Origin of the sequence: Janthinobacterium sp. SUN026 (assembly GCF_030397625.1) — a bacterium.
In the GTDB taxonomy this organism is placed as follows: Bacteria; Pseudomonadota; Gammaproteobacteria; order Burkholderiales; family Burkholderiaceae_D; genus Janthinobacterium; species Janthinobacterium kumbetense.
Map to the genome: position 1 here is coordinate 70,822 of NZ_JAPQNU010000010.1, position 23,667 is coordinate 94,488.

Annotated in this window: 25 protein-coding genes, 2 tRNA genes and 1 riboswitch; of the genes, 17 read left to right on the plus strand and 10 right to left on the minus strand. The window is 63.3% G+C overall.

Features of this window, described 5'->3' with window-relative positions; all coding sequences use genetic code 11:
* Positions 1-51: 51 nt before the first annotated feature.
* From OX459_RS27595 to OX459_RS27610, 4 genes are all read left to right on the plus strand, one after another.
* Positions 52-393, plus strand: a complete 342-nt coding sequence (locus OX459_RS27595; protein WP_289907442.1) for a helix-turn-helix domain-containing protein — start codon at positions 52-54, stop codon at positions 391-393.
* A gap of 122 nt (positions 394-515) precedes the next feature.
* Positions 516-1,646, plus strand: coding sequence for an acyltransferase (locus tag OX459_RS27600; protein WP_289907443.1), 1,131 nt, complete (start codon positions 516-518; stop codon positions 1,644-1,646).
* 80 nt (positions 1,647-1,726) lie between these two features.
* Positions 1,727-1,999 (plus strand): BrnT family toxin, encoded by a 273-nt coding sequence (locus OX459_RS27605; protein WP_289907447.1) that lies wholly within the window; start codon positions 1,727-1,729, stop codon positions 1,997-1,999.
* The gene (locus OX459_RS27610) at positions 1,959-2,258 is read left to right on the plus strand and encodes a BrnA antitoxin family protein (RefSeq protein ID WP_289907448.1); all 300 of its coding nucleotides are present in this window, start codon (positions 1,959-1,961) and stop codon (positions 2,256-2,258) included. The genes OX459_RS27605 and OX459_RS27610 overlap by 41 nt, the downstream gene beginning before the upstream one ends.
* A 45-nt stretch (positions 2,259-2,303) precedes the next feature.
* Here OX459_RS27610 and OX459_RS27615 read toward each other — a convergent pair.
* The 9 genes from OX459_RS27615 to ybgC form a co-directional block, all read right to left on the minus strand.
* A tRNA-Lys gene (locus OX459_RS27615) sits at positions 2,304-2,379 on the minus strand.
* Between the two features lie 89 nt (positions 2,380-2,468).
* Positions 2,469-2,544: transfer RNA gene (locus tag OX459_RS27620), tRNA-Lys, on the minus strand.
* Between the two features lie 67 nt (positions 2,545-2,611).
* Positions 2,612-3,370, minus strand: coding sequence for a tol-pal system protein YbgF (ybgF, locus tag OX459_RS27625; RefSeq protein ID WP_099664974.1), 759 nt, complete (start codon positions 3,368-3,370; stop codon positions 2,612-2,614).
* A 134-nt stretch (positions 3,371-3,504) separates the two neighbouring features.
* Complete coding sequence (gene pal, locus OX459_RS27630; protein WP_034786578.1) at positions 3,505-4,026, minus strand: peptidoglycan-associated lipoprotein Pal; 522 nt, start codon at positions 4,024-4,026, stop codon at positions 3,505-3,507.
* 43 nt (positions 4,027-4,069) lie between these two features.
* Positions 4,070-5,347: a Tol-Pal system beta propeller repeat protein TolB gene (tolB, locus tag OX459_RS27635; RefSeq protein WP_099664973.1), complete on the minus strand. Its 1,278-nt coding sequence runs from the start codon at positions 5,345-5,347 to the stop codon at positions 4,070-4,072.
* Positions 5,344-6,354 carry a cell envelope integrity protein TolA gene (tolA, locus tag OX459_RS27640; RefSeq protein WP_289907449.1) on the minus strand — a complete coding sequence of 337 codons (1,011 nt, stop codon included), beginning with the start codon at positions 6,352-6,354 and terminating at the stop codon, positions 5,344-5,346. The genes tolB and tolA overlap by 4 nt, the downstream gene beginning before the upstream one ends.
* Before the next feature lie 48 nt (positions 6,355-6,402).
* The gene (locus OX459_RS27645; RefSeq protein ID WP_223278896.1) at positions 6,403-6,843 is read right to left on the minus strand and encodes an ExbD/TolR family protein; all 441 of its coding nucleotides are present in this window, start codon (positions 6,841-6,843) and stop codon (positions 6,403-6,405) included.
* A gap of 15 nt (positions 6,844-6,858) precedes the next feature.
* On the minus strand, positions 6,859-7,548 hold the full coding sequence (gene tolQ / locus OX459_RS27650) for a protein TolQ (protein ID WP_034759183.1): 690 nt from the start codon (positions 7,546-7,548) through the stop codon (positions 6,859-6,861).
* 47 nt (positions 7,549-7,595) lie between these two features.
* A complete protein-coding gene (gene ybgC, locus OX459_RS27655; protein WP_289907480.1) occupies positions 7,596-7,997 on the minus strand; it encodes a tol-pal system-associated acyl-CoA thioesterase in 402 nt (133 codons plus the stop codon).
* A gap of 314 nt (positions 7,998-8,311) precedes the next feature.
* Positions 8,312-8,436, plus strand: a riboswitch (ZMP/ZTP riboswitch).
* Positions 8,437-8,547: 111 nt separating this feature from the next.
* On the opposite strand from ybgC, the gene glyA reads away from it, so the two are divergent.
* The 12 genes from glyA to OX459_RS27715 all read left to right on the plus strand — a co-directional run bounded on the left by glyA (position 8,548) and on the right by OX459_RS27715 (position 21,608).
* Positions 8,548-9,795 (plus strand): serine hydroxymethyltransferase, encoded by a 1,248-nt coding sequence (gene glyA, locus OX459_RS27660; RefSeq protein WP_034786580.1) that lies wholly within the window; start codon positions 8,548-8,550, stop codon positions 9,793-9,795.
* Between the two features lie 144 nt (positions 9,796-9,939).
* Positions 9,940-10,401, plus strand: coding sequence for a transcriptional regulator NrdR (gene nrdR, locus OX459_RS27665; RefSeq protein ID WP_077401309.1), 462 nt, complete (start codon positions 9,940-9,942; stop codon positions 10,399-10,401).
* A 221-nt stretch (positions 10,402-10,622) separates the two neighbouring features.
* The gene (gene pilV / locus OX459_RS27670) at positions 10,623-11,213 is read left to right on the plus strand and encodes a type IV pilus modification protein PilV (RefSeq protein WP_289907450.1); all 591 of its coding nucleotides are present in this window, start codon (positions 10,623-10,625) and stop codon (positions 11,211-11,213) included.
* Positions 11,210-12,169, plus strand: coding sequence for a PilW family protein (locus OX459_RS27675; protein ID WP_289907451.1), 960 nt, complete (start codon positions 11,210-11,212; stop codon positions 12,167-12,169). Before pilV ends, OX459_RS27675 begins: the two co-directional genes overlap by 4 nt.
* An 84-nt stretch (positions 12,170-12,253) precedes the next feature.
* The gene (locus tag OX459_RS27680) at positions 12,254-12,838 is read left to right on the plus strand and encodes a PilX N-terminal domain-containing pilus assembly protein (RefSeq protein ID WP_289907452.1); all 585 of its coding nucleotides are present in this window, start codon (positions 12,254-12,256) and stop codon (positions 12,836-12,838) included.
* A gap of 155 nt (positions 12,839-12,993) precedes the next feature.
* Positions 12,994-16,773, plus strand: a complete 3,780-nt coding sequence (locus OX459_RS27685; protein WP_289907453.1) for a PilC/PilY family type IV pilus protein — start codon at positions 12,994-12,996, stop codon at positions 16,771-16,773.
* 58 nt (positions 16,774-16,831) lie between these two features.
* On the plus strand, positions 16,832-17,335 hold the full coding sequence (locus OX459_RS27690; protein ID WP_289907455.1) for a type IV pilin protein: 504 nt from the start codon (positions 16,832-16,834) through the stop codon (positions 17,333-17,335).
* A gap of 57 nt (positions 17,336-17,392) precedes the next feature.
* Complete coding sequence (locus OX459_RS27695) at positions 17,393-17,989, plus strand: GspH/FimT family protein (protein WP_289907457.1); 597 nt, start codon at positions 17,393-17,395, stop codon at positions 17,987-17,989.
* Between the two features lie 35 nt (positions 17,990-18,024).
* Positions 18,025-19,125 carry a bifunctional diaminohydroxyphosphoribosylaminopyrimidine deaminase/5-amino-6-(5-phosphoribosylamino)uracil reductase RibD gene (gene ribD / locus OX459_RS27700; RefSeq protein WP_289907460.1) on the plus strand — a complete coding sequence of 367 codons (1,101 nt, stop codon included), beginning with the start codon at positions 18,025-18,027 and terminating at the stop codon, positions 19,123-19,125.
* A gap of 30 nt (positions 19,126-19,155) precedes the next feature.
* Entirely contained in the window at positions 19,156-19,791 is a 636-nt protein-coding gene (locus tag OX459_RS27705) for a riboflavin synthase (protein ID WP_289907461.1), read from the plus strand.
* Between the two features lie 55 nt (positions 19,792-19,846).
* Positions 19,847-20,191 carry a hypothetical protein gene (locus OX459_RS27710; protein ID WP_289907462.1) on the plus strand — a complete coding sequence of 115 codons (345 nt, stop codon included), beginning with the start codon at positions 19,847-19,849 and terminating at the stop codon, positions 20,189-20,191.
* Positions 20,192-20,324: 133 nt separating this feature from the next.
* A complete protein-coding gene (locus tag OX459_RS27715; protein ID WP_289907463.1) occupies positions 20,325-21,608 on the plus strand; it encodes a hypothetical protein in 1,284 nt (427 codons plus the stop codon).
* Here OX459_RS27715 and OX459_RS27720 read toward each other — a convergent pair.
* On the minus strand, positions 21,605-22,030 hold the full coding sequence (locus OX459_RS27720; RefSeq protein WP_099664963.1) for an OsmC family protein: 426 nt from the start codon (positions 22,028-22,030) through the stop codon (positions 21,605-21,607). The genes OX459_RS27715 and OX459_RS27720 overlap by 4 nt on opposite strands.
* Before the next feature lie 369 nt (positions 22,031-22,399).
* Between OX459_RS27720 and ribBA the strand changes: the two genes are divergently transcribed.
* On the plus strand, positions 22,400-23,518 hold the full coding sequence (gene ribBA, locus OX459_RS27725; protein ID WP_289907464.1) for a bifunctional 3,4-dihydroxy-2-butanone-4-phosphate synthase/GTP cyclohydrolase II: 1,119 nt from the start codon (positions 22,400-22,402) through the stop codon (positions 23,516-23,518).
* Positions 23,519-23,667: the final 149 nt, after the last annotated feature.

The window sequence follows — 23,667 nt, forward strand, 5'->3', positions numbered from 1 at the left end:
TAAATATTCGAATAATGGAATTAGTATAGCGCATGCTGTATGATTCTGCTCATGCGCCCACACAAACATCCTCCCGCCAGCGAATTCGTCCTCGAGCGCGTGCTGTACGCCTTGAGCGATTCCATCCGCCTCGACATCGTGCGCCACCTGGCCAGAGTCGATGCGGCCGCTTGCGGTGATCTCGACGGCGGACGGCCGAAATCGACCGTTTCCCACCATTTCAAGGTCTTGCGCGAAGCGGGCCTCGTCTACACGGAAAACGCGGGCACGACGCACATGAACACCCTGCGCCGCGCCGACATCGAGAGCCGCTTCCCCGGCTTGCTGGACGCGATCCTGGCGCAGCAGCCCCTGGTGCCCGAGCCGCCGCAGGCGGAAAAGCCGACAGTTTAGCCGCCTGCCGTGCCCCGCCATTTTTCAGGCTCGGCTATCATATCGGCCTTTCGGTAAATCCTCAGCCGCGCGCCTGTTGCGCGATGGGCTGGCGAGACTGCCTGGCATGGCAAGGGATGGGAATGACGGCAGCAGCAGTGGTATCACAGGCGGACCTGGCACATCGTCCGCAGTTTGGCTGGATCAATGGTTTGAAGGCGGGCGCGGCGCAGTTGATCGTGTTGCATCACCTGGCGTTTTACGGCCCCATGTCCGACTACGTGCAACCCCTGTTGCCCGAACTGCTAGGCTGGCTGGGCGGCAGCGCGCGCATCGCCGTGCAAGTGTTTCTCGTCATCGGCGGCTTTCTCGTCGCCAAATCCCTGTCGCCCGCCGGCCGCCCCGGCATTGCCGCGCCGCTGCAGGCGATCTGGCGCCGCTACGCCAAGCTGGCGCCGCCTTTCCTGGCCGCCACCTTGCTCGCGGCCATCGTCACGCCCGTGGCCGGCATCTGGATGCTGCACGATTCCATGTCGGCCGCTGTCACCCTGGGCCAGCTGAGCGCCCATGCCTTGCTGCTGCACGGCGTGCTCGGCTACGAGTCGCTGTCGGCCGGCGCCTGGTACGTGGCCATCGATTTTCAGCTGTACTTGCTGACGGTAGCGCTGCTGTGGCTGGGCGGCCGCCTGGCGGGCCAGCGGCGCGGGCATTGGCTGATGCCGCTGGCCGTCACCGCGGGCATCACCTTTTCCCTGCTGTATTTCAATCTCGACGCGGGCTGGGACAATTGGGCGCCGTATTTCTTCGGCAGCTACGGCCTGGGCATGCTGGCCTGGTGGGCCAGCGATCCGGCCCGCAAACCCTCCGCCATGACCGTGCTCATGGCCATGGCCGCCGTGCCCGTCCTGCTGGCCCTGGCCGTCGACTACCGCAGCCGCATCGCCCTGGCCCTGATCGTCGCCTGCGCCCTGTTCCTGTTCGGCCGCGCCCGCACGCCGTCCCAGGGCGGCGCCTGGAATGTCATCAACGCCCTCGGACGCATTTCGTATGCCGTGTTTCTCGTCCACTTTCCCGTCAGCCTGCTGGTCAATGCGCTGTTTATCAGCTATGTCCCGCTTGAGCCGGAGTGGCAGGCGCTGGGCATGCTGACGGCCTGGGGCGCCAGCATGGCGGCCGGCGCCGCGTTTTACCGCTGGGTGGAGGTGCCGCTGGGGCGGGCGATGGGCAGCGTGGTGGCGCATCTGGCCGGGAGGCCGGCGCTGGTGTCGCGTTAAGGGTGATGTAGTCGTCCTGATGGCGCCCTTGTTCGCGAAACAGGGCTGGCTGTTTCTATTATTTGTTACTACAATAAATAATGAGAATCACTTTTGATGCTGTCAAGCGTGAAAAGACGCTCAGGGAGCGTGGTCTCGACTTTGCGCGTGCGCGTGTAGTGTTTGGCGGCCTCACCATTACGCTGCCGGACCAGCGCCAGGACTACGGCGAACCCCGCTTCATCACTGCAGGTTGGCTCGACGAGCGTCTGGTTGTACTGGTCTGGACGCCGCGTGGCCGGGCGCGCAGAATCATCAGCATGAGGAAGGCAAATGAACGCGAAATCGACAAATGCAAGCAAAGCCTGGGCTGATCCCGACGATGCGCCTGAATTGACGGACGGTTTTTTCGAGCAGGGTGTCTGGCAAGTGGGCGATAAGCCCGTTTCCCGTCCCGAGGCGCAGCAGGAAGCGGTACGCCGCCGCGGCAGACCCGCTGGCACTGGTGGCAAGATCAGCACGACCATACGCTTCGATGCCGACATCCTCGAAGCCTTCAAGGCCACCGGCGATGGGTGGCAAACACGCATGAATGATGCGTTGAAGGAGTGGCTGCGATCCAGGCAAGCCTAGAAAACAAAAAAGCCAACCGCGAACGGTTGGCTTCTTCATAGTATTTGGTAGGCCGTGCGGGATTCGAACCTGCGACCAACGGATTAAAAGTCCGCTGCTCTACCAGCTGAGCTAACGACCCAAAAACTTTTTACAACAACTTCGGTAACACTGTGCCGTAAAAAAATGCTTGCTATAACAACTCGCAAGCAGATCAGTACTGCGTATTCGTGGTAGGCCGTGCGGGATTCGAACCTGCGACCAACGGATTAAAAGTCCGCTGCTCTACCAGCTGAGCTAACGACCCGAAGAAGAAAGATTATAGGGGGTGCCCGGGATTCTGTCAAACCTAACGGGCAACTTTTTCCCCGCTTTTACTTTTTGCCGCCCCGTTCCTTGGCCGCCTGGGCCGCGCTGGAGTCCGGGTAGCGCGAGATCAGGGCGTTCAGCGTCTTGGTCGCGTTCGGCTTGTCTTTCAGCTCCGTGTAGCAGCTGGCGATGTTGAGCATGGCATCGGGCGCTTTCGGGCTGTCCGGGTAGTGTTTCAGCACGGCCTGCTGGGCCGTGATGGCGCTCTTGCAGTCGCGCTGGGCGTAATAGGCGTTGCCCAGCCAGTATTGCGCGTTGGCCGCGTAGGCCGATTCCGGATAGCGTTTCACGAAGCCGTCCAGGGCCGTCACGGCGCCTTTGTAGTCGCCCGACTTGAACAGGCCGAACGCGGATTCGTATGCGCTTTGCTCGGACACGCCCACGGCCGCTTCCTGGCCGTCGATGGTGACCTGGCGCGGTTCGAGCTTGCGCAGGCGCGCGTCGATATCGGTGTAGAAATCCTTCTGGCGCTTTTGCGTGTTTGCCAGGTCGTTGCCCAGTACTTCGATCTGGCCGCGCAGGCGGGCGATCTCTTGCATGGTCTGGTCGTGCTGGTTGAGCAGGCTCAAGGTGCTGGTCTTGTCCGCCTTGGCGTCGATGCGGCTGTTCAGGTCGCGCGCCATGGCGTCGACCTTGGCGCGCAGCTCGAGGATGGCCTTGCGTGCTTCGTCGTCATCGAACAGGGCGGCGTTGGCGTGCAGGGGCAGGTAGGCAAACGCGGCCATCAAGGCGGCGGCGACGCCGGCTTTCGAGAATGTCATCATGAGTCGGGCTTTCAAAAGTTACGCAAACATGCAAACGGGGCGCCGGGCGGTGAATCACCGCGCTGCGCCCCATTATTATGCCTATGACTGGCCAGTTAGGTAAGCGTCAATGCTGCCGCGCTCACCCCTGAACATCAATAAACGATGTCAGCGCGGCGGTTTTCTGCCCATGCTGCTTCGTTGCTGCCTTGAGCTTTAGGCTTTTCTTTGCCCAGCGACACGGCTTCCATTTGGCCTTCTGGCACGCCCAGGGCTGCCATCGACTTGCGCACGGCTTCAGCACGTTTCTGGCCCAGGGCCAGGTTGTACTCAGCGCCACCGCGTTCATCGGTGTTACCTTGGATCAGGATCTTGCGGCTAGGCGTTTTCACCAGATAGCCAGCGTGGTTTTGCACAACTGGGGTGTCCGCTTCGCGCACGACGTATTTGTCGAAGTCGAAGTAGATGCTGCGGTTAGCCAGCACGCCTTTTGGATCGTCCAGTGGATCGACCGATGCGGTCGTTACTGGCTGAACTTGACGGGTGTCAACTGGAGCGACGACTTTTTCAGGAGCGCGCTCAACCACTGGGGTCTCTGCTACTTTGACTGGGGTGCTGCAGGCGGACAGCAGGGCTGCGGTAGCGGCGATGAAAGCCAAACTTTTAAAGTTACTCATTTTTATTCTCCGGGTCATGGTTAAAGGTGAAACTGTACAGCATTTACTTCATAAAAGGACCCCAGGTGGGCTCCTTGATATTGCCAGCTTGCGTAGTCAAACGCTGTTTGACGCGGCCATCCACCGATACCACTGCCAGCGACTTGCGTCGTCCGGATTCGGTCGCGTACATGATATATTTCCCGTTGGGCGAAAAGCTCGGTGATTCGTCGTTGGCGGTGTCCGACAGGCGCAGTTCCTGGCCACTAGCCAGGTCGAGCGCGTAGAGCTGGAAATTGCCGTCGCGACGGGAAATATAAGCGAGTGTCTTCCCGTCGGACGAAATCCGCGGGCTGATGTTGTAGGAGCCGCCAAACGTCACGCGCTTGGCTTCGCCACCGCTGGTCGACATGCGGTAGATTTGTGGTCCGCCGCTGCGATCGCTGGTGAAATAAATGCTTTGGCCATCGGCCGAGAATTGGGGTTCCGTATCGATGCCGCTGCTGGTGCTGACGCGGCGCAAGCCGCTGCCGTCGGCATTGACGGTGTAGACCTGGGTATGGCCGTCGCGCGACAGGGCCACGGCCAGGCGCGAGCCGTCCGGGCTCCAGCTCGGCGCCGAGTTGCTGCCTTTTTCATTCGACACGATGGTGCGCTGGCGCGTCACCAGGTTTTGCACGTAGACGATGGGCTTTTTCTTTTCGAACGACACATACGCGACCTTGGTGCCGTCCGGCGACCACGACGGCGAAATGATAGGCTCGTTCGAGCGCAGGGCGACCTGGATGCCTTCGCCATCGGCGTCGGCCACTTCCAGGCGGTATTCGCGGCCCGATTGCGTGACGTAGGCGATGCGCGTGGCGAACGCGCCTTTGACGCCCGTCAACTTTTCATAGATGTCGTCGGCGATCTTGTGCGCCAGCAAGCGGTTGAATTGCGGCGCGGCCGCATTGTTCATGCTGGAGATCTGGGCGCCCTTGATGGTGTCGAACAGCTTGTAGCGCACGTCCAGGCGGCCATCGGCCATGCTTTGCACGGTGCCGGCCGCCAGCGCGTCGGCGCCGCGCGATTTCCACTGCTCGTAGCTGACGGGCGCCGTTTCCGACACGGGCGCATCGGCGTCGATCAGCTTGAACACGCCGCTGCGCGCCAGGTCGGCCTTGATAATGCCCGACAGCGACTGCGGCGCCGCCGATTCATTGACGAAGCTGGCGACAGCCACCGGGATCTGGTTGCTGCCGATCCCCGTAATCTCCACGCGCAGCTGCGCCTGGGCGCCGGAGGCTCCCAGCATCAGGCCGGCGCAGAGCACGACATAGCTCATTTTTTTCATGGTCATCATTTAGGCAAATCCTTCATCTCGAATATGAGTTCAATCTCGCGTTCCACGGTGCCGTCTTTTTTCTTCGGCAGTGGCGACGATTTATTAATGGCGTTTTCCACCGAGCTGTCATACGCCGGCAGGCCGCTACTTTTAATCTTTCGGACCGAAATAATTTCCCCAGTTGGCAGTTGCTCGATCTTGAACACGGCGCGCGGGTTGCCCGGCACGTCCGTGCTACCGCTGTACGCGATATTGCTCTTGATCTTGCTCGTCAGGGCAGCGACATAGCCGCTGTCCTTGCGTGGCGCGGTCGCTTTCGCGGCCGTACCTGTTGTGCCATTGCCTGCCTGCGCCATCAACCGCTTCATGTCATCGGCACGCAATTTGTCGGCTGCCGCTTTTTCAGCCGCCGCTTTTTTCGCCTTGGCCGCTTTTTCGGCCGCCGCTTTTTTATCGGACAGTTCTTTTTCGGCTTTTTCTTCCGCCGCTTTTTCTTTCTCTTTGGCTTGCTTGGCTTTCTCCAGCTTGTCGGCCTTTTCTTTTTCCAGCTTTTCAGCCTTGTCTTTTTCTTTCTGCTTCTGTTTTTCCAGTTCGCGCTTTTCTTCCTCGCGTTCCTTCAATTCCTGCTTGCGGCGTTCTTCCGCTGCCGCTTTCTCTTCTTTCAGCTTGGCCTTCTTGCGTTCGAGGGCGATTTCCGCCTCGCGCAGGTCGACCTTCGGCTCGGGCGCGGCCACGGGCGGTGGCGGCGGGGCCGGCTGTTCCACTTGCGGTTCCGGCGGCGGCGCCGGTGTCGGCTCCGGTTCCGTCGCCACTTCGGGCGGCGGCGCGGCCGTCTGCACTTTCAGGTCCCACACTTCCGCTTCGACGGCGACAGGTTCCGTATTTTGCCAGTGTACGCCCACCCACAGGAAAAACAGCAGGCCAAGGTGCATCGCCAGCGCCAGGCCCAGCGAGGGCCAGCGGCTGCGTTCGCGCGGCACGCTGTAGGGCTTGCCGAGTACATGGTCGATTTGTTTGGTCTGCAAAGTCTAGTCTATCTAAAAACGGTCAAGTCTGGAAACAGGGTGCTGCGCTTACTTGGTGGCCAGGCCGACGCGGGTAATGCCCATCTTTTTCGCTTCCGAAATGAGCTGGATCACATCGTCGTACTTGCTTTCCTTGTCGCCCGCGATCATCACGGGATAGTCGGGATTGCTTTCGTGCAAACCGCGCAGCTTGCGCAGCAGGGCGTCGCGGTTCGGTTCCGTTTCCGGCGACAGCTGTTCCTTGCCGATGACGCCGATCGACAGCGAACCATTCGGTTTCAGTACGATCTGAATATAGTCATCGGGCGGTTTGGCCGACTTTTCCGCGTTGGGCAAGTTCACCACGCTGGGATTGTTCGACGACGGCATCACCATGAAAATGATCAGCAGCACCAGCATCACGTCGATATACGGCACAACGTTGATCTCGGACTTGAATTTGCGGCCACGGCCACCGCGCATGCCGCCACTATTAAAGGAGGAACCCATGGACCTTGCCCCCTCTTAGCGCGACTGGCGCTGCAAGATGTTGGAGAATTCCTCGACGAAGCTCTCGAAGCGGATCGCCAGGCGGTCGATGTCATGCGAAAAACGGTTGTAGGCGACGACGGCGGGAATGGCCGCGAACAGGCCGATGGCGGTGGCGATCAGCGCTTCGGCAATGCCGGGCGCGACGGCGGCCAGGGTAGCTTGCTGCACGTTGGCCAGGCCGCGGAAGGCGTTCATGATGCCCCACACGGTACCGAGCAGGCCGATGTACGGCGAGACGGAGCCGACGGACGCGAGGAAGGCCAGGTGCGATTCGAGCACGTCCATTTCACGCTGGAAGGCGGCGCGCATGGCGCGGCGTGCGCCGTCGAGCACGGCGCCGACGTCCAGCGCTTCACGCGAACCGTAGGAAGCCTTGCCCTTGATGAATTCGCCCATGCCGGCGTCGAAGATGCGGGCCAGCGCGCCGCTCTGGTCGCGGTTGCCGCTGGCGTTCTGGTGCAGCGCATGCAGGTTGCCGCCGGCCCAGAAGCTGCGTTCGAATTCGATGGTTTGCTTGCGCGCCTGGCGCACGGCAAACATCTTGCGGAAAATGTAGGTCCAGCTGGTCAGGGAAATCAGCAGCAGCAGGGCCATGATCAGTTGCACGATCAAATGGGCATTGGAGATGAGCGCGAGGAAAGAAAGATCTTGTGTAACGTTCATTGGCTGGCAGTCTGTTGGGTGAATTGTCCGGAGGTGGCGGGTAGGGCTCAGGCGGCGCGCATGCGGGCCGCGACTGCATCAGGCACGGCGCGCGGGCGCAGTGCCGAATCGACGCAGCCGATCTTGACGCGGGCCATGTTGAGCAGGCGGTCGCCGCACCAGGCTTGTTGCAGGAAAACGATGGAGGCACGCCCCATTTTTTCTATGCTTAAGGTTAATCTTACCGTGTCATCGAGCCTGGCTGGCGCATGATAGTCGGCGTTGACGCTTTTGACAACGAACATCGCGTCATGCTGTTCCAGCAATGCCTGCTGGCCCACGTCGATGGCACGCAGCCATTCGGTGCGCGCGCGCTCGAAGAATTTCAGGTAGTTAGCGTAATAGACGATGCCGCCGGCGTCGGTGTCTTCATAGTAGACACGTACGTTCCAGGTAAAGACTGAAGGCATGTTTATTGCGCCAGTAGTGAGATTGAGCAACATTTTACGCGATTTTTCTTCTTGTGACTGTGGGCGCTTGCTGGAAAGCCATGCAAAAGCTGCATATAAGTTGCACCGCAGCATTGTAAATCCGGCGTGTGCAATGGCAAGCTTCGTAACATACGCTTACATGCCATGGCCAGGTTTAAGCCCAGCTTAAAAGCCGCGGCCATCCCCGGGGCGGCCTGTGGCCGCGCCCGGGCTGCGATAGCGCGCGGCGATTATAGCCGCACGGTTGCATTCCTTGCTCAATTTGGGTACTTAACTTACAATTTGACTTCCATTACGTCTCACGTGACTGGCGAAAAGTCGGGCGATCTCCATGAATGGCGGTCGGCAAACCGGCGAAAGGTGGGCACCCACCGGGAAACGTGAGATTTTTCATCAGCCGTTCGCCTGGGTAGCCACTATGGAAAAGCACGAAGAGGCTGCCTGTCCAATGTTGTTATTCACTTAACGCCGGCTCCCCTCATTCGATCCAACCTGCCAGTACAAGCACCCTCATACTTGGAGTTTTTACATGTTTGCAAAAGATCACAACCTCGCCAACGTCGATCCTGAATTGTTCGCCGTCATTCAAAAAGAGAACACGCGCCAGCACGACCACATCGAACTGATCGCGTCGGAAAACTACACGTCGCCAGCCGTAATGGAAGCGCAAGGCTCGCAGCTGACGAACAAGTACGCCGAAGGCTATCCAGGCAAGCGCTACTACGGCGGCTGCGAATACGTCGACGTGGCCGAGCAACTGGCCATCGACCGCGTGAAACAGTTGTTTGGCGCCGAATGCGCAAACGTGCAGCCGAATTCCGGCTCGCAGGCGAACCAGGGCGTGTTCTTCGCCATGTTGAAACCAGGCGACCTGATCATGGGTATGTCGTTGGCCGAAGGCGGTCACCTGACCCACGGCATGCCGCTGAACATGTCCGGCAAATGGTTTGACGTCGTTTCCTACGGCTTGACGGCGGAAGAAGACATCGACTACGAGGCAATGGAACGCCTGGCCCGCGAACGCAAGCCCAAGCTGATCATCGCCGGCGCGTCGGCATTCTCGAAAAAGATCGACTTCGAACGCTTCAGCAAGATCGCCAAGGAAGTGGGCGCCTACTTCATGGTCGACATGGCCCACTACGCCGGCTTGATCGCCGCCGGCCTGTACCCGAACCCGGTGCCGTTCGCCGACTTCGTCACCTCGACCACGCACAAATCGTTGCGCGGCCCGCGCGGCGGCATCATCCTGATGAAGGCCGAACACGAAAAAGCCATCAACTCGGCCATCTTCCCTGGCATCCAGGGCGGCCCGCTGATGCACGTGATCGCCGGCAAGGCCGTCGCCTTCAAGGAAGCGCTGAGCCCTGAATTCGTCGAATACCAGAAGCAAGTGATCAAGAACGCCGACGTGCTGGCGAAAACCCTGATCAAGCGCGGCCTGCGCATCGTGTCCGGCGGCACCGAATCGCACGTCATGCTGGTTGACCTGCGCGCCAAGAACCTGACGGGCAAGGAAGCCGAAGCCATCCTCGGTTCCGCGCACATCACCTGCAACAAGAACGGCATCCCGAACGACCCGCAAAAACCTTTCGTCACCTCGGGCATCCGCCTGGGCAGCCCGGCGATGACGACGCGCGGTTTCAAGGAAGCGCAAGCGGAAGAAGTGGGCAACCTGATCGCCGACGTGCTGGACAATCCGCATGACGCCGCCACCATCGAGCGCGTGAAAGCGGCCGTGAAAGTACTGGCCGACGCGCACCCTGTGTACGCAGCATAATTATTTGTCCAGAATGTGTCATACGGAGTAAGATTCTGTATGACACATTCCAGTCGTGCCCAAGGGCGCCCGGAGTGATTCGGGCGCCCTTTGTACAAGGGCGGCGATTTCCCGTAATTATTACTATAAAGTTGTAGCCAGCCCATGAAATGTCCATTTTGCCAGCACGGCGACACCCAGGTTCTCGATACGCGCGTATCGGAGGAAGGGGATGCCATTCGGCGCCGCCGCCGCTGCGGCAAATGCGACAAGCGTTTTACCACTTACGAACGCATTGAACTTATCATGCCGGCCGTCGTCAAAAAGAATGGCAGCCGGACGGAGTTCGCTGCGGATAAGTTGCGCGGCAGTTTGATGCTGGCCTTGCGTAAGCGTCCCGTCGCGGCCGCCTCTGTGGATACGGCCATCGCGTCCATCCAGGAAAAGCTGCTCACCAGCGGCTTGCGCGAAGTCGAATCCGGCTATATCGGCGAACTCGTCATGCAGGAACTCAAGCGCCTGGACAAGATCGCCTACATCCGCTTTGCCTCCGTCTACAAGAATTTCGAAGACCTGGCCGAGTTCCAGGACGCGATTGCCGAAGTGGGCCAGGCGCGCAAGCCCTGACGCTCACCCGGACGTTCACTTTGCCGGCAAAGGGGCCGCTCCTGCGCCCCGTGTTCACCATGCCGGCGCTTGCCTGGCAAGCGGTCTGATCAATCCCACCGCCGTTCTTCTCGACTTATCATCGTCCTGTTTGCGCTAGCGCAGACGCAGGTTTTTGCGCGCGCCTATCTTGTAGCTGGGCCGCCTGTTCCTGCGGCTCTTTCTGCGGAAGGGAGTAGCGCATGCGCAAGGGCGGTCGCACTATGTTTCCTGCGGGTGGCAGCAGCCTCGTCGAAGTGCTGGTGTCGCTGCTGCTGTTGGCGCTGGGCCTGCTGGGCGCCAGCATCCTGCAATTGAACGCCCTGCGCGCGCGCCACGAGTCGGCGCTGCTGTCGGCGGGCGTGCAACTGGCCGCCGGCATGGCCGAGCGCATGCGCGCGAACAACGTGCTCATGAATGGCCCCGATGCGGGCAATCCCTACCTGAACGTGGCATATGCGGCGGCGGACGGCGCCGAAGCTGGCGGCGGCGCGCCGGACTGTCTTGGCGTTGCCGCCTGCAGCGCGGCCGAGCTGGCGCAATTCGACATCGCCGAATGGAAGCAGGGGCTGCATGCGGCCTTGCCCGGCGCGCGCCTGCGCATCTGCCGCGACCTTGCCGCGTGGGATGCCGCCGCCCAGGGCTTGCAGTGGGCGTGCAGCGGCGGCAAGGGGGCGCCCATCGTCATCAAGCTGGGCTGGCGCGGCCGCCTGCCCGATGGCTCGCCCGCCGTGAATGCGGCAGGCGAGTCGCTGCCCAGGCTGGCTTTCCAGCTGGGCGGGGGCGGCGCATGAACGGCGGGCATCGTGGCATGAGCCTGGTCGAATTGCTGGTGGCCCTGTCGCTCGGTGCGCTGTTGATGCTGGCCGCCAGTAGCGTGCTGCTGGCGGCCAGCGGCAGCTATGGCGACCAGTCCGCCAGCGCACGCCTGGATGACAACGCCCGCTATGCGCTCGATGCCATCGCCCGCGCCGTGCGCCAGACGGCGTATGTGAATTGGGACAGCGGCGCCACGCCCGTTGCCCATGCGGATTACGACAGCGCGAATATCGCCGGGCTCGACGCGCGCAGCCTGGGCAAGAACAGCGACGGCATCAGCGGCGCGCTGCCCGGCGCCCTGCATGGCAGCGACGTGCTGGCCCTGCGCTATTACGGCGCCGGCAAGGAGGAGGGCGGGGACGGTTCCGTCCTCAATTGTGCCGGCTTTGGCGTGGGCGCGGCGCAAACGGAGGCGCAGCGGGGCTGGAGCATTTTCTATGTGGCGCAGGGCGCCGATGGCGAAGGCGAGCTGCGTTGCAAATACCAGGGCGCGAACGGCTGGGGCGCGGACGCCGTCATCCGTGGCGTCGATGCTTTCCAGGTGCTGTATGGCCTCGACACGGAAACGCCGCCTGACGGCGTGGCGAATCGCTATGTCAACGCCAGCGCGCTCGACGCCTACGATGCGGCGCTGCTGCTGGAAGGGGCGGACGCGGCTGCGCGCCAGCGCGATTTTCAACGGCGCACGCACTGGAAACGCGTGGCCAGCGTGCGCGTGGCGCTGTTGCTGCATGGCGAGGCGGGACCGGCTGACAAGATGGCGGAACTGGGGCCGGCGCAGTTCGACCTGTTCGGCAAGGCGTATGCCGAGGCGCATGGCGCCGGCGACACGGGCGTGCGCATCGCGCGCGCATCCTTGCCTGCCGCGACGCGTTCGCGGCTGCGGCAACTGGTGCAGACGAGCATCATGCTGCGCAACGGGCCGGCCTAGGCGGGCGGCGCGATGGCTGGCGCGGGCGTCCGCTGTTGCGTGCCTTGGTGCCCACCTCGTGCGCGATGCGGCGGCGCCACCCTCGTGTATGTGCTGTGCCTGCTGGTGATCATCTTGTTGCTGGGCATTTCGGCGGCGCAGATGGCCTTGCAGGGAGAAAAGGCGGCGCGCGGCGAGCGCGACCGGCAGATCGCGTTTCAGGCGGCGGAGGAGGCTCTGGTGGATGCGCAGAACGATATCGAAGGCTTGCCCGGCGCGCCGGGACGCAGCAGCCTATTCGCACCAGGCAGTGCGGCCGGGTTCGCGGACGGCTGCGGCGAGGGAGGCGCACTGGGTCTGTGCCTGCCCGCGGCCCCGGAGGCGCCGGCCCTCTGGTTGAGCATGGACCTCGATGGCGCCGAAGGCAGCAGCCGCGCCGTGCCGTATGGCCAGTTTACGGGCGCCGTCATGCAGACGGGGCAGGGATTCCTGCCGTCGCGCCGGCCCCGCTACCTTATCGAACTGCTGCCGTTTCACCCGCCCGGCGCACAGGCCACGGCAGTAGCTGGCGGCCTTGCCACGGAAAGCTATGTGTACCGCATCACGGCCATCGGTTTTGGCGCGCAGGAAAGCACGCAAGTCGTGCTGCAAAGCTATTACCGCAAGCAGGCGGCTGGGGCGGGACCATGAAGGCGTCGTGGTTCATCTTGCCGCCCACTTTGCCGTCCACTTTGTGGCCTGCTTTGCGGTCTGCCCGGCGGCATGCCGGCTGCGTCTGGCTGTTGCTGCTGGCCTGCCTGGCAAGCCTCTGTTGCGGCGGCGCCCTTGCCGCCGCCGTCCCGCCGGTGACGCTGGCACGGGCCGACGCGGGCTTGCACGGCGCCAGGGTGCCGCCGAATCTGTTGCTCAACCTGTCCTTCACGCATGCGGCAGCCGCTGCCGCGTATGGCGGCGAGTATGCGCCGCAGCGCGAGTACGCAGGGTATTTTCACGCGCGCATGTGCTACAGCTATCCGTATCGCAGCAAGGATGGCGTCATGCTGCCGGACTTGCGCGTAGCGACCGCTTACTTCTCCGTGCTGAAACCGGCCGATGCGCTGCACGGTTGCGGCGGCGACAGTTTCAGCGGCAACTTTCTCAACTGGGCCAGCACCAGCATGCTCGACCTCGTCCGCTACGCGCTGACGGGCGGCGACCGCGTCATCGACGAAGTGCGCAAGACGGTGCTGCAGCGCGCCTACCTGCCTGATGCCGGCAGCCCCATCGACTTTTTTGCCCACCCCGTCTTTTTCCCGCGCAAGGTACTGCAGGCTGGCGTGGCGGCGGCGACGCCATTTGCGCTGGCGCAACTGGCCATCGTTTCTTGCCGCAACCGCCTGCTGTTCGGCGACGCCAGCCTTGGCCAGTCTGCGGGCGGCACTTGCGATGCGCCTGGCCTTGCTGCCACGCACGGGGTGTTCCTCGCGCGCGTGCGCGTGTGCGACGCTGATGAGGGGCCGCTGCGCGACGACTTGTGCCTGGCGTATGGCAAGAACTACAAGCCGGTGGGCGCCGTGCAGCGCCATGGCGGCAGGGTGCGCGTGGGCGTGTTTGGCCATTTGAACGGCGTGCCCGCCAGCGCCGGCCCCGTGTATGGCGGCGTGCTGCGCGCGCCGCTGGCCCATGTGGGCAGGCAGCGCTGGACGGCGCCCGACTATTTGCCGCAAGACAATGCCGGCGCCGAGTGGAATCCCGCCACCGGCGTGTATGTGGCCGAAGCTGCGGCCCAGGGCGCGGGCCTTGGCGGCGGGGTGACCGCTTACATCAATGGCCTGGGCCGCGGCAATGCAGGGCATCCTGGCGCGTACGCCAGGGCGGCGCCGCTGGCCGAATTGCTGTATGAATCGCTGCGCTACCTGCAGGGACGGCAAGCGAGCGCCCCGGTGCCGCCTGCGACGGCCCCGCCTGCCATCGACGACGGCTTGCCGGTCGTGACCCAATGGAGCGACCCGCAAACGGCCAGTTGCCAGCGGCACATCGTCGTCAGCCTCGGCGATGCGGGCATGGCGGGCGATCGTTACGTGCCCGGCAATGTCCCGGTCCCTCCTGCCGCATCCGGCGACCGCGCCCGCGCGCCGGACAGTTTTGCGCCGCCGCCGTTCGATGCGATGGCCTGGACGCATGCGGTGGGCAGCCTGGAAAGCGGCGGTACGCCCGGCAATCCCGCGCCTCGGCCGGAACTGGCGGCGCTGGAATTGCTGGCCGATGGGGCGGGCGGCGCCAGCTACCATGCGGCGGGCCTGGCCTACTGGTCGCACGTGCAGGCCCTGCGTCCCGGCGGCAAGAACGACGGCGGCGCAAAGGTCGAGCACTATGCGGGCGACTTGCGCCAGGGCGACCCGGCCGCCACTCCCGCCTCTACACCCTTGCTGCTGGCGTCCAAGTATGGCGGCTTTCTCGATGCGAATGGCGACGCCAACCCCTTCAAGAGCGCGACGGGCGGCGCGCTGGATGAATGGAGCCTGGATGGCCGCTGGCCCGGTCATTACTTGCCCGGCAGCGATCCTGCCGCCCTGATCGCGGGACTGCGCGCAGCCTTCGCAGCAGCCGATAAGGGCACCTTGCCGGCGGCGCTCGCAGGACCGGCCCTGATGGCGCTGGCCAGCGGCACGGAAGAGGCATACTGGTTCCAGACGCAGCTGCGTCTGGCCGATGGCGGCATGACCTTGTCTCGCACCGCGTTTGCCGTGGGGGGCGATGGCGCATTGCTTCCCGGCAAGCCATGGTGGACTGCCGGCGGACAGGACAAGCCCGTGCCGGATGGCGCGCCCGCGTTCTTGCGTCCCGTCTACACGCTCGACGCCCAGGGCAGCCTGATGCCGCTGGCCTGGAACCGCCTCGACGCAGTGCAGCGCGGCGCATTCGACAGTGGCGATGGCCGGGGCGAGGCGCGCCTGGCGTACCTGCTGGGCCAGCGCACGCACGAGGTGGGCCAGCCAGGCGGTTTCCTGCGGCGCAGGTCAGGCAGCCTGGGCGCAGCACCCTATGGCAATCTCGTGTACGTGGGTGCGCCCGGGCTGGGCATGCCGGGTACCGGCTATGGCTTGCACCGCCAGGCGCTGCTGCAGCGGCGCAGAATGCTGTACCTGGGCGCCAGCGATGGTTTGCTGCATGCCTTCGATGCGCGCACGGGCAGCGAATTGTTTGCCTATCTGCCGCAAGCGCTGCTGCACCTTGCGCCAGCCGCTGCAAGCACTCACTACAGCTCCGGCCCGCTGCTCGACGGCGCGGCGGCCACGGCGGAAGTGCTGGCGCTGGGACATTGGAAGACGGTGCTGGTGTCGGGCATGGGCGGCGGGGCGCAGGGCGTGTTTGCGCTCGATATCACCGACCCGGCCCGCTTCGCGCAAGACGGGGCGCTGTGGGAATTTACGGACCGCGACGACAGGCTGATGGGCAATGTGCGCGCGCCGCCCGCCTTCGCCCGCATCAATATGGGCGGCAAGGAGGGCGCGCCGGCCTACCGCGACTTTGCCATCGTCGCCAGCGGCTACAACAACCATGTGAACGATGGCAAGGACACGACGGCGCCCGCATCGGCCGCCGCCATCTTCCTGCTGGCCTTGGACAAGGCGCCCGGCACGCCATGGGTGTTGGGAAGTAATTACTTCCGCCTCAAGGTGCCCGTGGCCAGCGGCGGCGGCCACGACGCTGATGCGGGCGCGAACGCGGATGTGGATGCCATGCCCCAGGCGCTGGGTCCGCCCGCCGTGGTGCCGGGCAGCGACGGCGCGCTGGCGTACATGTATGCGGGCGATTTGCAGGGCAATATCTGGCGCCTCGACATGGCTGGCGGGCCGCCGTGGAAGGAGGGGCAGGGACGCAAGCTCGTCTTTGTCGCGCGCGATGCGCAAGGCCGGCGTCAGCCCGTGACGCAGCAACTGAGCGTGGCTTACGCGCCCGGAGGCGGCTATGTGCTGCTGTTCGGCACGGGAAAGCTGGTCGAAGCGGCCGATACCTGGCCTTCCGCCTTCCTGTCGCAGTCGTTTTATGCCGTGCACGACGATGTGCGTGAGTCATCTTCCACGCGCAGCCGGGCCGACCTGGAGCCGCGCAGCTTGGGCGAGGCGGCGGGCGGCGTGCGCGTCGACGGCGCCGAGCTGCGCTACACGGGCAGCGACGCCATGCGCGGCTGGTACCTCGATTTTATGCAGACCGCGCAGACGGGCGAACGCAGCGTCAGCAGTCCCGTATTGGCCGCCGGCAAGGTGATCTTCAACACCGTCTTGCCGGGGCGCGACCCTTGCGCCAAGCCGGCCACGCGCCTGTACGTGATCGATGTGCTGAGCGGCTTTGCCGCCGATGGCGCCGGTGTCGTGCAGGCGGGCGAGCAGACGGGGCGCTTGTTCGATGGCCTGGCGCGCGCGCCGCCGCTGGCGCTCGAACTGAACAGCACGGTGGGCGCCCCGACGGCGGCAGGGCGGGCCGAGGGGCGCAAGGAGCTGGCCGTGCTGCAACCGGGCTTGCCCGGCGCAGCCAGCGGGGCGGCGCTCAAGGTCGTCAGCGCACCGCTGCCGGCCCGGCGCCTCAGCTGGCGCGAAGTGGCGAACTGGCGTGAATTGCACGAGGCGGCCAAGAAAAAATAGGCATGGGCAAGGCCGGCGCAGCGTATCGGCTGGCGCTTTTTGGAAAGGGGGAAATCGCATGGGGACGTTGGCAAGGCGGAACTGGTGCACTGCAAACGGAGGCGCTTTTGCTGCCAACCCGCCGGGCTTCAGCCTGATCGAACTGCTGGCCGTACTGGCGATCGTGAGCCTGTTGCTGGCGCTGGCCGCGCCCGCTTACCATGGCCATGTCGTGCGCGCCAAGCGGGTGCAGGGGCAGGCGGCCCTGCTGCGCCTGATGCAGCAGCAGGAGCGTTATTATTCGCAAAACAATCACTATCTGGCCTTTTCCTCGGCGTCGCCCGCGCCGCAGGCGCAGCAGTTTCCCTGGTGGTCCGGCGAAGGACCGGCTACCGGCAGCGCGTATGAAATCGAGGCGCTGGCCTGCCCCGGCGCGACTATCGGGCAATGCGTGCTGTTGCGGGCCATGCCGGGCACGGCCAAGGTCGATGCGCAATTCCAGGATGCCGATTGCGGCATCCTGTCCTTGAACAGCACGGGCCTGCGCGGCAGCAGCGGCCCCGCCAGTCATTGCTGGCCCTAGGCCATGATTGCGCTGGCGCGGGCACGAGGCAGGGGGGATTCACTGTCATGCCGCCTTTTGCCTTCCTGCTGCCGGTCCTGGTTTGCCCGTTCGCACACGCAGCCACGTCGGGCGGGGCATACCATGCTCGAATTGCTGGCCGTGCTGGCGATTGCCGCGCTGCTGGCGGCCGCCGCCATGCCCAGTCTGCAGCAGGTGCTGGCGCGCCAGCAGGTACGGGCGGCGGCCACGGACTTGTTCTCGGCCATCGAATTGACGCGGGCGCAGGCGATGGCGCGGGGGCAGCGCGTGCTGCTGATGCCGGCCGGACCCGGTGGCATGGATTGGCGCATGGGCTGGCTGGCATTCATCGACCGCAATGCCAACCTGGCGTTCGATGGCGATGACGAATTGCTGTTCCGCCAGGGGCCGCTGCCGGAGGGCATCACGGCCCAGTTCGTGTTTTCGTCGGCCACGGCGCCGTTTTATATCGCCTACAATGGCGCAGGCCGCAGTTGCAGCGCGACCAATAGTCTGGCGGCGCGCTGGGGTACCCTGTCCCTGGCTTTGGGAAAGCAGGTGCGCCATATTAAAATCAATATGCTGGGCAGGGTGCGCGTGTGCGACCCGCAGCAGCAAGCGGCCAATTGCAGCGGCGTGGCCGACAGTTCGTAATCCGACTCACCTATCACTCACTATCAAAGGAGCCCGTGGAAATACTCAACGATATCGATGGCATGCGCCTGGCGCTGGAATGGGCGGCGCGCGGTTTGTACACGACCTCGCCCAATCCCCGCATCGGCTGCGTGATCGTCAAGGATGGCCAGGTGATCGGCGCCGGCGTGACGCAGGCGGCCGGGCAGGATCATGCCGAGGTGCAAGCCTTGGCCAATGCGGCGGCGCGTGGCAACGACGTGCGCGGCGCCACGGCCTATGTCACCCTGGAACCGTGCAACCACCATGGCCGCACGCCGCCATGCTCCGATGCGCTCGTGCGCGCGGGGCTGGGCCGCGTCGTGGCCGCCATGACGGATCCGAATCCGCTGGTGGCGGGGCAGGGGCTGGCCAAGCTGGAAGCGGCCGGCATCGCCGTCACGACGGATGTGCTGGCCGACGAGGCGCATGAAATGAATATCGGCTTCTTTTCGCGCATGCAGCGCGGCAAGCCGTGGGTGCGCCTGAAAACGGCGGCCAGCCTGGACGGCATGACGGCCTTGCACAATGGCCAGAGCCAGTGGATCACGGGGCCGGCAGCGCGCGCCGACGGCCACGCTTGGCGCGCGCGCGCCTGCGCCATCCTGACGGGCATCGGCACGGTCAAGGCGGACGACCCGCAACTGAACGTGCGCGCCGTCGAGACGCCGCGCCAGCCGCGCCGCATCGTCGTCGACAGCCGGCTCGACATCAGCCTCGACGCACGCATCCTGCAGGGCGGCGGCACGTGGATCGTGGCGGCCGTCGCCAACCCGGAGAAACAGGCGCAACTGCAGGCGCTGGGTGCCGAAGTCATCCTGTTGCCGAACGCGGCCGGCAAGGTCGACCTGGCCGCGCTGATGCTGGAACTGGGACGCCGGCAAATCAATGAAGTCCACGTCGAGGCAGGCGCCAAACTGAACGGTTCGCTGATCCGCGAAGGCTGCGTCGACGAGCTGCTGGTCTACCTGGCGCCCACCTTGCTGGGCGATGCGCAAGGCATGTTTGCCTTGCCCGCCTTGACGGATATCAAGCAGCAGCGCACTTTGCAATTTCACCAGGTTCAGCAAGTGGGCGAAGATGTGCGTATCCTTGCAAGATTCGCCCAGCGTACTTAATAGATTTACACTTTTTATAAGGTTAGCTCCATGTTTACAGGAATTGTTGCCGCCATCGGCAAAATTGAAACCGTGCAACCGCTCGACGGCGGCCTCGATGCAGGCGTGCGCCTGAATATTCACGCGGGCGGCTTGCCGCTGGCCGATGTGGCCCTGGGCGATTCGATCGCCATCAATGGCGCCTGCATGACGGTGGTGGAAAAGTCGGACACGGGTTTTGCCGTCGATGTCTCGCGTGAAAGCCTCAATTGCACCGTGGGCCTCGATACCACCACGGAAGTGAACCTGGAAAAAGCCCTGACCCTGGCCGAGCGCCTGGGCGGCCACCTGGTGTCCGGTCACGTCGACGGCCTGGGCATCGTGCGCAAGTTCGAAGCCGTGGGCGAATCGTGGGAGCTGGTGATCGAAGCGCCGCACGAACTGGCGAAATACCTGGCCTTCAAGGGTTCCGTCGTCGTCAATGGCGTGTCGCTGACCGTCAACCGCGTGGAAGACCTGGGCGCGGGCGCCGTCAACGGCTGCCGCTTCTCGATCAACCTGATCCCGCACACGATCGCCATGACAACCCTGAAACACTTGACGGTCGATGGCAAGGTCAACCTGGAAATCGACCTGATCGCCCGCTATGTCGAGCGCATGTTGTCGCTGGACAAGGTTATGTCGTAAACGAGATGTCTATGTGTGGGCAAAATATTCGAGATGTTACCTTTAAGGGCTTTTGATGATCGAGCATAGTTATTACACTGACGACGAGTTTTGGAAGCACTTCAAGTTGTTTAATGTTTTTTTTGCACCTTATCAATGGCAAGATACAAAGGCAGCAAAGGCTCATCTCGACGAGTTTGGCGATCCTGTGGCTGACAGTGAGATCTACTTTACTAGACATCTTCTTGGTGACTTTAATCGACTAAAGTTATCTCGGCGATCAATGGAGAAAATGTTAATGCTTTTTTTTGATAGCAACAATGGCGCCGTTCTGGTAGCGGAACATTTGCTCCAGATTAAATCTGATCAAACCAGTGCTGCTACTGAACGTGCCTTTGCATTCATGAATAAGAGCGAATGATTGCTGGTCATGAGGCAGCATGACAGCAATCAACTGACATATTTGTTATTTGAATGTTGGAGGGGACGGCCGCAAATATACGTGCTACAACGTCTTGATGCATACTGATGTTTTCCGAAGCAAAGGAAAAGCCATGGACCCGATTTCGCGCGCAACCGTGCCCAACACCATCCCGGCCACGTCCCGCGTGGGCGCAACGGCAGCTCTGGCGCCGGCGCAGCCCGTGCCGGCATCCGGCGCGGCGGCTGCCCTTGCAATACTTTCCTCGACGCAAGTAGACATCTCCCCGCTGGGCCAGTTCCTATCCGGCGTGGCCTTGTCGCGCCGGCAATTGCTGGCCTTGCAGGGCGCCACGGAAGAGGCCAGGGCGGCCAATACCCCCGTGAATGTCAATGACGACTTGCTGGCGCTGGCGCGGCAACTGACGGAATCGTTTGCCCAGCTGCAAACGAGCGGCATCGACGCCAGCCAGCTGGCGACGGCTGGCGACACGCCGGGCAGCCTGGCGCAGCGCTACGATTTATTGTCGGGCGACGGCACGACGGATGCGGCCACGGCGCTGGCGCAGGACGGCAGCTTGCTTACGCAAGCACAACTGGCCCGCATCGGCATCGACTTGCGCAATGAAGATGTCGATGCGGCAACGTTGCAAGCCGCGTATGCGGCCGACAGCAATGCCACCCTGGACGCCTTGCAACAGGGAACGGAGGTGCTGGCGCAGGTAGGCGCCGTGCTGGCCCGGCAGCAGGGCGCGCCGCTGGCGGCCGGTGTCGAAGCGGATTTGACGGGAGAAACACTGCCGTCCGGCGCCGTACAGGCGTCGCAGGCCGCGCAGCAGCCCGTCGACGCGGCACTGCCGCAGACAGCCGCCATTGCGCAGCGGCAACTGGAACTGCAGCAGCAACTGGAAGCGGAAGAACTGAACCTGGACTTGCAGGAACTGCGGCCCCAGCCGCCAGCGCAACAGGCCGACAATGCCGCGGACTTGCTGCAGACGCAGCGCACGGACAACCTGCGCGTCGATGCCCAGCGCCTGGATGCCGAACGCATGAATACAGATCAGCAGGCGCAGCAACAGGATGCTGCGCGCGTGGACGAACTGCGCCAGGGGCAGGTACGGCAGCAGGGCTTGCAGCAGCAGGCCCAAGCCGATGCGGGCCTGGCGATGGAGCAAGCCCAGCTGGCCCAGCAAAATGTGCAGGCGCAAGAGCTGGCCGCGCAAAATGCGGGCATGGCCGTGCCGCCGCCGTCGTCGCAAGACCCGTCCGTGGCGGCGGCTATCGCCGCGTATAACCTGAACAATGCAGCCTTGAATCCCGGCTTGATGAACCGGCCATTGCCGGCCAGCGACTCGCGCCTGCCGCTGGTGGCGCCCGTCGCTGCCGTGGAGCCCGTCAAGCCCGTGACGAAAATCTAGGGCAGCAAGGTGGCGTCCAGCGTGATATTGGCTTTGAGCAGCTTCGACACGGGGCAGCCGGCCTTGGCCTTGGCCGTCAATTCCTCGAATTGAGCCTGGCTGGCGCCGGGGATTTTCGCTTTCAGGATCAAATGGACGGCCGTGATGGCAAAACCGTCGTCCACCTTGTCGAGGGTCACTTCGGCCGTCGTTTCCATCTTTTCCGCCGTCAGGCCCGCTTCGCCGAGGATCAGCGACAGGGCCATGGTGAAGCAACCCGCGTGGGCGGCGCCGATCAGTTCCTCGGGATTCGTGCCCGGCTTGCCTTCGAAGCGGCTGGCAAAGCCATAGGGGTATTCCTGCAAGGCGCCGCTGCGCGTGCTGATGGCGCCCTTGCCATCCTTGATGCCGCCTGACCAGATGGCCGATCCGTTGGTTTTCATAGTGCCGCTCCTGTGTGGGGGTGTCGCTGCGAATGGGGCGTCAGCGCCGTGGCGGTGACGGGTTGATCTTATGCTCTTTGCAAGGCCGGCGGCGCGCGTCTTGCCGCCGCCGTGTGCGCTGGATCAGGGAATTGGCGCTTTGCGGGGCAGGCGGTGGCATCCGTGCCGCAAAGCTGTCTTATTTCAGGTCTGCAAGCGCTAAATCCTTTAAAATAGCAGGTTATAAGAAAATTCCCGGAAATTCGCGGAAGATTCGCACTCGATGTTTCAGTTCGGTTTCAGTTTTTAGTTTCGTTTTTAGTTTCACTAACAACGCCTGGCAAAACCGACGCGCAGCAGGTTTTGCCAGGCGTCATACGAGGATGAACAATGTCTATATCCAGCACCGAAGAGATCGTCGCTGAATTGCGCGCCGGCCGCATGGTGATACTGGTCGATGAAGAAGACCGGGAAAATGAAGGCGATCTGGTGCTTGCCGCCGATTTCGTGACGCCTGAAGCCATCAATTTCATGATCACGCATGCGCGTGGCCTGGTCTGCCTGACCCTGACGGAAGAGCGTTGCGATGAGCTGAACCTGTCGATGATGACATCGCGCAACGGCACCGCCTACGGCACCAATTTTACCGTGTCCATCGAAGCGGCCGAAGGCGTGACGACGGGCATTTCCGCCGCCGACCGCGCCAAGACCATCCAGGTGGCGGTTGCCAAGGGCACGCAGCCTAGCGATATCGTCCAGCCTGGCCATATCTTCCCGCTGAAAGCGCAAAAAGGCGGCGTGCTGATGCGCGCAGGGCATACGGAAGCCGGTTGCGACCTGACGGCCATGGCCGGCTTGACGCCCGCGTCCGTGATTTGCGAAATCATGAAGGAAGACGGCACCATGGCGCGCCTGCCGGACTTGCTGGTGTTTGCCGAGCAGCATGGCCTGAAGATCGGCACGATTGCCGACCTGATCCATTACCGCAGCCAGACGGAGTCCCTGGTCGAGCGCGTTGCCGAGCGTACCCTGCATACGGCGCACGGCGAATTCCGTTTGATCGCCTTCCGCGACAAACCGAGCGCATCGGCCCATTTGGCCCTCGTGCATGGCGACCTGGCGCCCGGCCTGGAAGCGCTGGTGCGCGTGCACCAGCCCGTTTCCCTGCTGGACGTGCTGGAAAGCGAAGCGACTACCCACTCGTGGACGGTGGCCGCCTCGATGGCCGCCATCAAGCAGGCCGAGCGGGGCGTGATGGTCTTGCTGAATTGCGGCGAGACGTCGGGCGAGCTGTTTGCCCAGTTCGCCGCGCTCGATACGCCGCAAGCCAAGCCGAAAGGCCGCGCCGCCAGCATGGACTTGCGCAGCTACGGCATCGGCGCGCAAATCCTGCGCGACCTGGGCGTGAGCAAGATGCAATTGCTGGCCAGCCCACGCAAGATGCCGTCGATGGTCGGTTTCGACCTGGAAGTAACAGGTTTTCAGTGCCACCCAGGCCAGGACACCTGACTAAATCTACTGCGCGTCGCGATTTGCGGCCTGTGATGCTCACTGTACCTTCGTACAGTTGCGCTTCTCGACCACAACTCGCTGCCGCTCGCTACGATTTTGTCAGGCGTCGATGTAGAGTAAACGATGGCGACATGTGCATGTCGCCC

Bases quoted from the DNA above. Each gene is read 5' to 3' on its own strand.
- OX459_RS27600 (WP_289907443.1), top strand. From the start codon at position 516: ATGACGGCAGCAGCAGTGGTATCACAGGCGGACCTGGCACATCGTCCG.
- glyA (WP_034786580.1), top strand. From the start codon at position 8,548: ATGTTTGCAAAAGATCACAACCTCGCCAACGTCGATCCTGAATTGTTC.
- OX459_RS27720 (WP_099664963.1), bottom strand. From the start codon at position 22,030: ATGAAAACCAACGGATCGGCCATCTGGTCAGGCGGCATCAAGGATGGC.
- OX459_RS27645 (WP_223278896.1), bottom strand. From the start codon at position 6,843: ATGGGTTCCTCCTTTAATAGTGGCGGCATGCGCGGTGGCCGTGGCCGC.
- OX459_RS27710 (WP_289907462.1), top strand. From the start codon at position 19,847: ATGATCGAGCATAGTTATTACACTGACGACGAGTTTTGGAAGCACTTC.
- OX459_RS27605 (WP_289907447.1), top strand. From the start codon at position 1,727: ATGAGAATCACTTTTGATGCTGTCAAGCGTGAAAAGACGCTCAGGGAG.
- OX459_RS27715 (WP_289907463.1), top strand. From the start codon at position 20,325: ATGGACCCGATTTCGCGCGCAACCGTGCCCAACACCATCCCGGCCACG.
- pilV (WP_289907450.1), top strand. From the start codon at position 10,623: ATGCGCAAGGGCGGTCGCACTATGTTTCCTGCGGGTGGCAGCAGCCTC.
- tolB (WP_099664973.1), bottom strand. From the start codon at position 5,347: ATGATGACCATGAAAAAAATGAGCTATGTCGTGCTCTGCGCCGGCCTG.
- pal (WP_034786578.1), bottom strand. From the start codon at position 4,026: ATGAGTAACTTTAAAAGTTTGGCTTTCATCGCCGCTACCGCAGCCCTG.
- ybgF (WP_099664974.1), bottom strand. From the start codon at position 3,370: ATGATGACATTCTCGAAAGCCGGCGTCGCCGCCGCCTTGATGGCCGCG.
- OX459_RS27690 (WP_289907455.1), top strand. From the start codon at position 16,832: ATGGGGACGTTGGCAAGGCGGAACTGGTGCACTGCAAACGGAGGCGCT.
- nrdR (WP_077401309.1), top strand. From the start codon at position 9,940: ATGAAATGTCCATTTTGCCAGCACGGCGACACCCAGGTTCTCGATACG.
- OX459_RS27705 (WP_289907461.1), top strand. From the start codon at position 19,156: ATGTTTACAGGAATTGTTGCCGCCATCGGCAAAATTGAAACCGTGCAA.
- OX459_RS27675 (WP_289907451.1), top strand. From the start codon at position 11,210: ATGAACGGCGGGCATCGTGGCATGAGCCTGGTCGAATTGCTGGTGGCC.
- OX459_RS27610 (WP_289907448.1), top strand. From the start codon at position 1,959: ATGAACGCGAAATCGACAAATGCAAGCAAAGCCTGGGCTGATCCCGAC.
- ybgC (WP_289907480.1), bottom strand. From the start codon at position 7,997: ATGCCTTCAGTCTTTACCTGGAACGTACGTGTCTACTATGAAGACACC.
- tolQ (WP_034759183.1), bottom strand. From the start codon at position 7,548: ATGAACGTTACACAAGATCTTTCTTTCCTCGCGCTCATCTCCAATGCC.
- ribBA (WP_289907464.1), top strand. From the start codon at position 22,400: ATGTCTATATCCAGCACCGAAGAGATCGTCGCTGAATTGCGCGCCGGC.
- OX459_RS27595 (WP_289907442.1), top strand. From the start codon at position 52: ATGCGCCCACACAAACATCCTCCCGCCAGCGAATTCGTCCTCGAGCGC.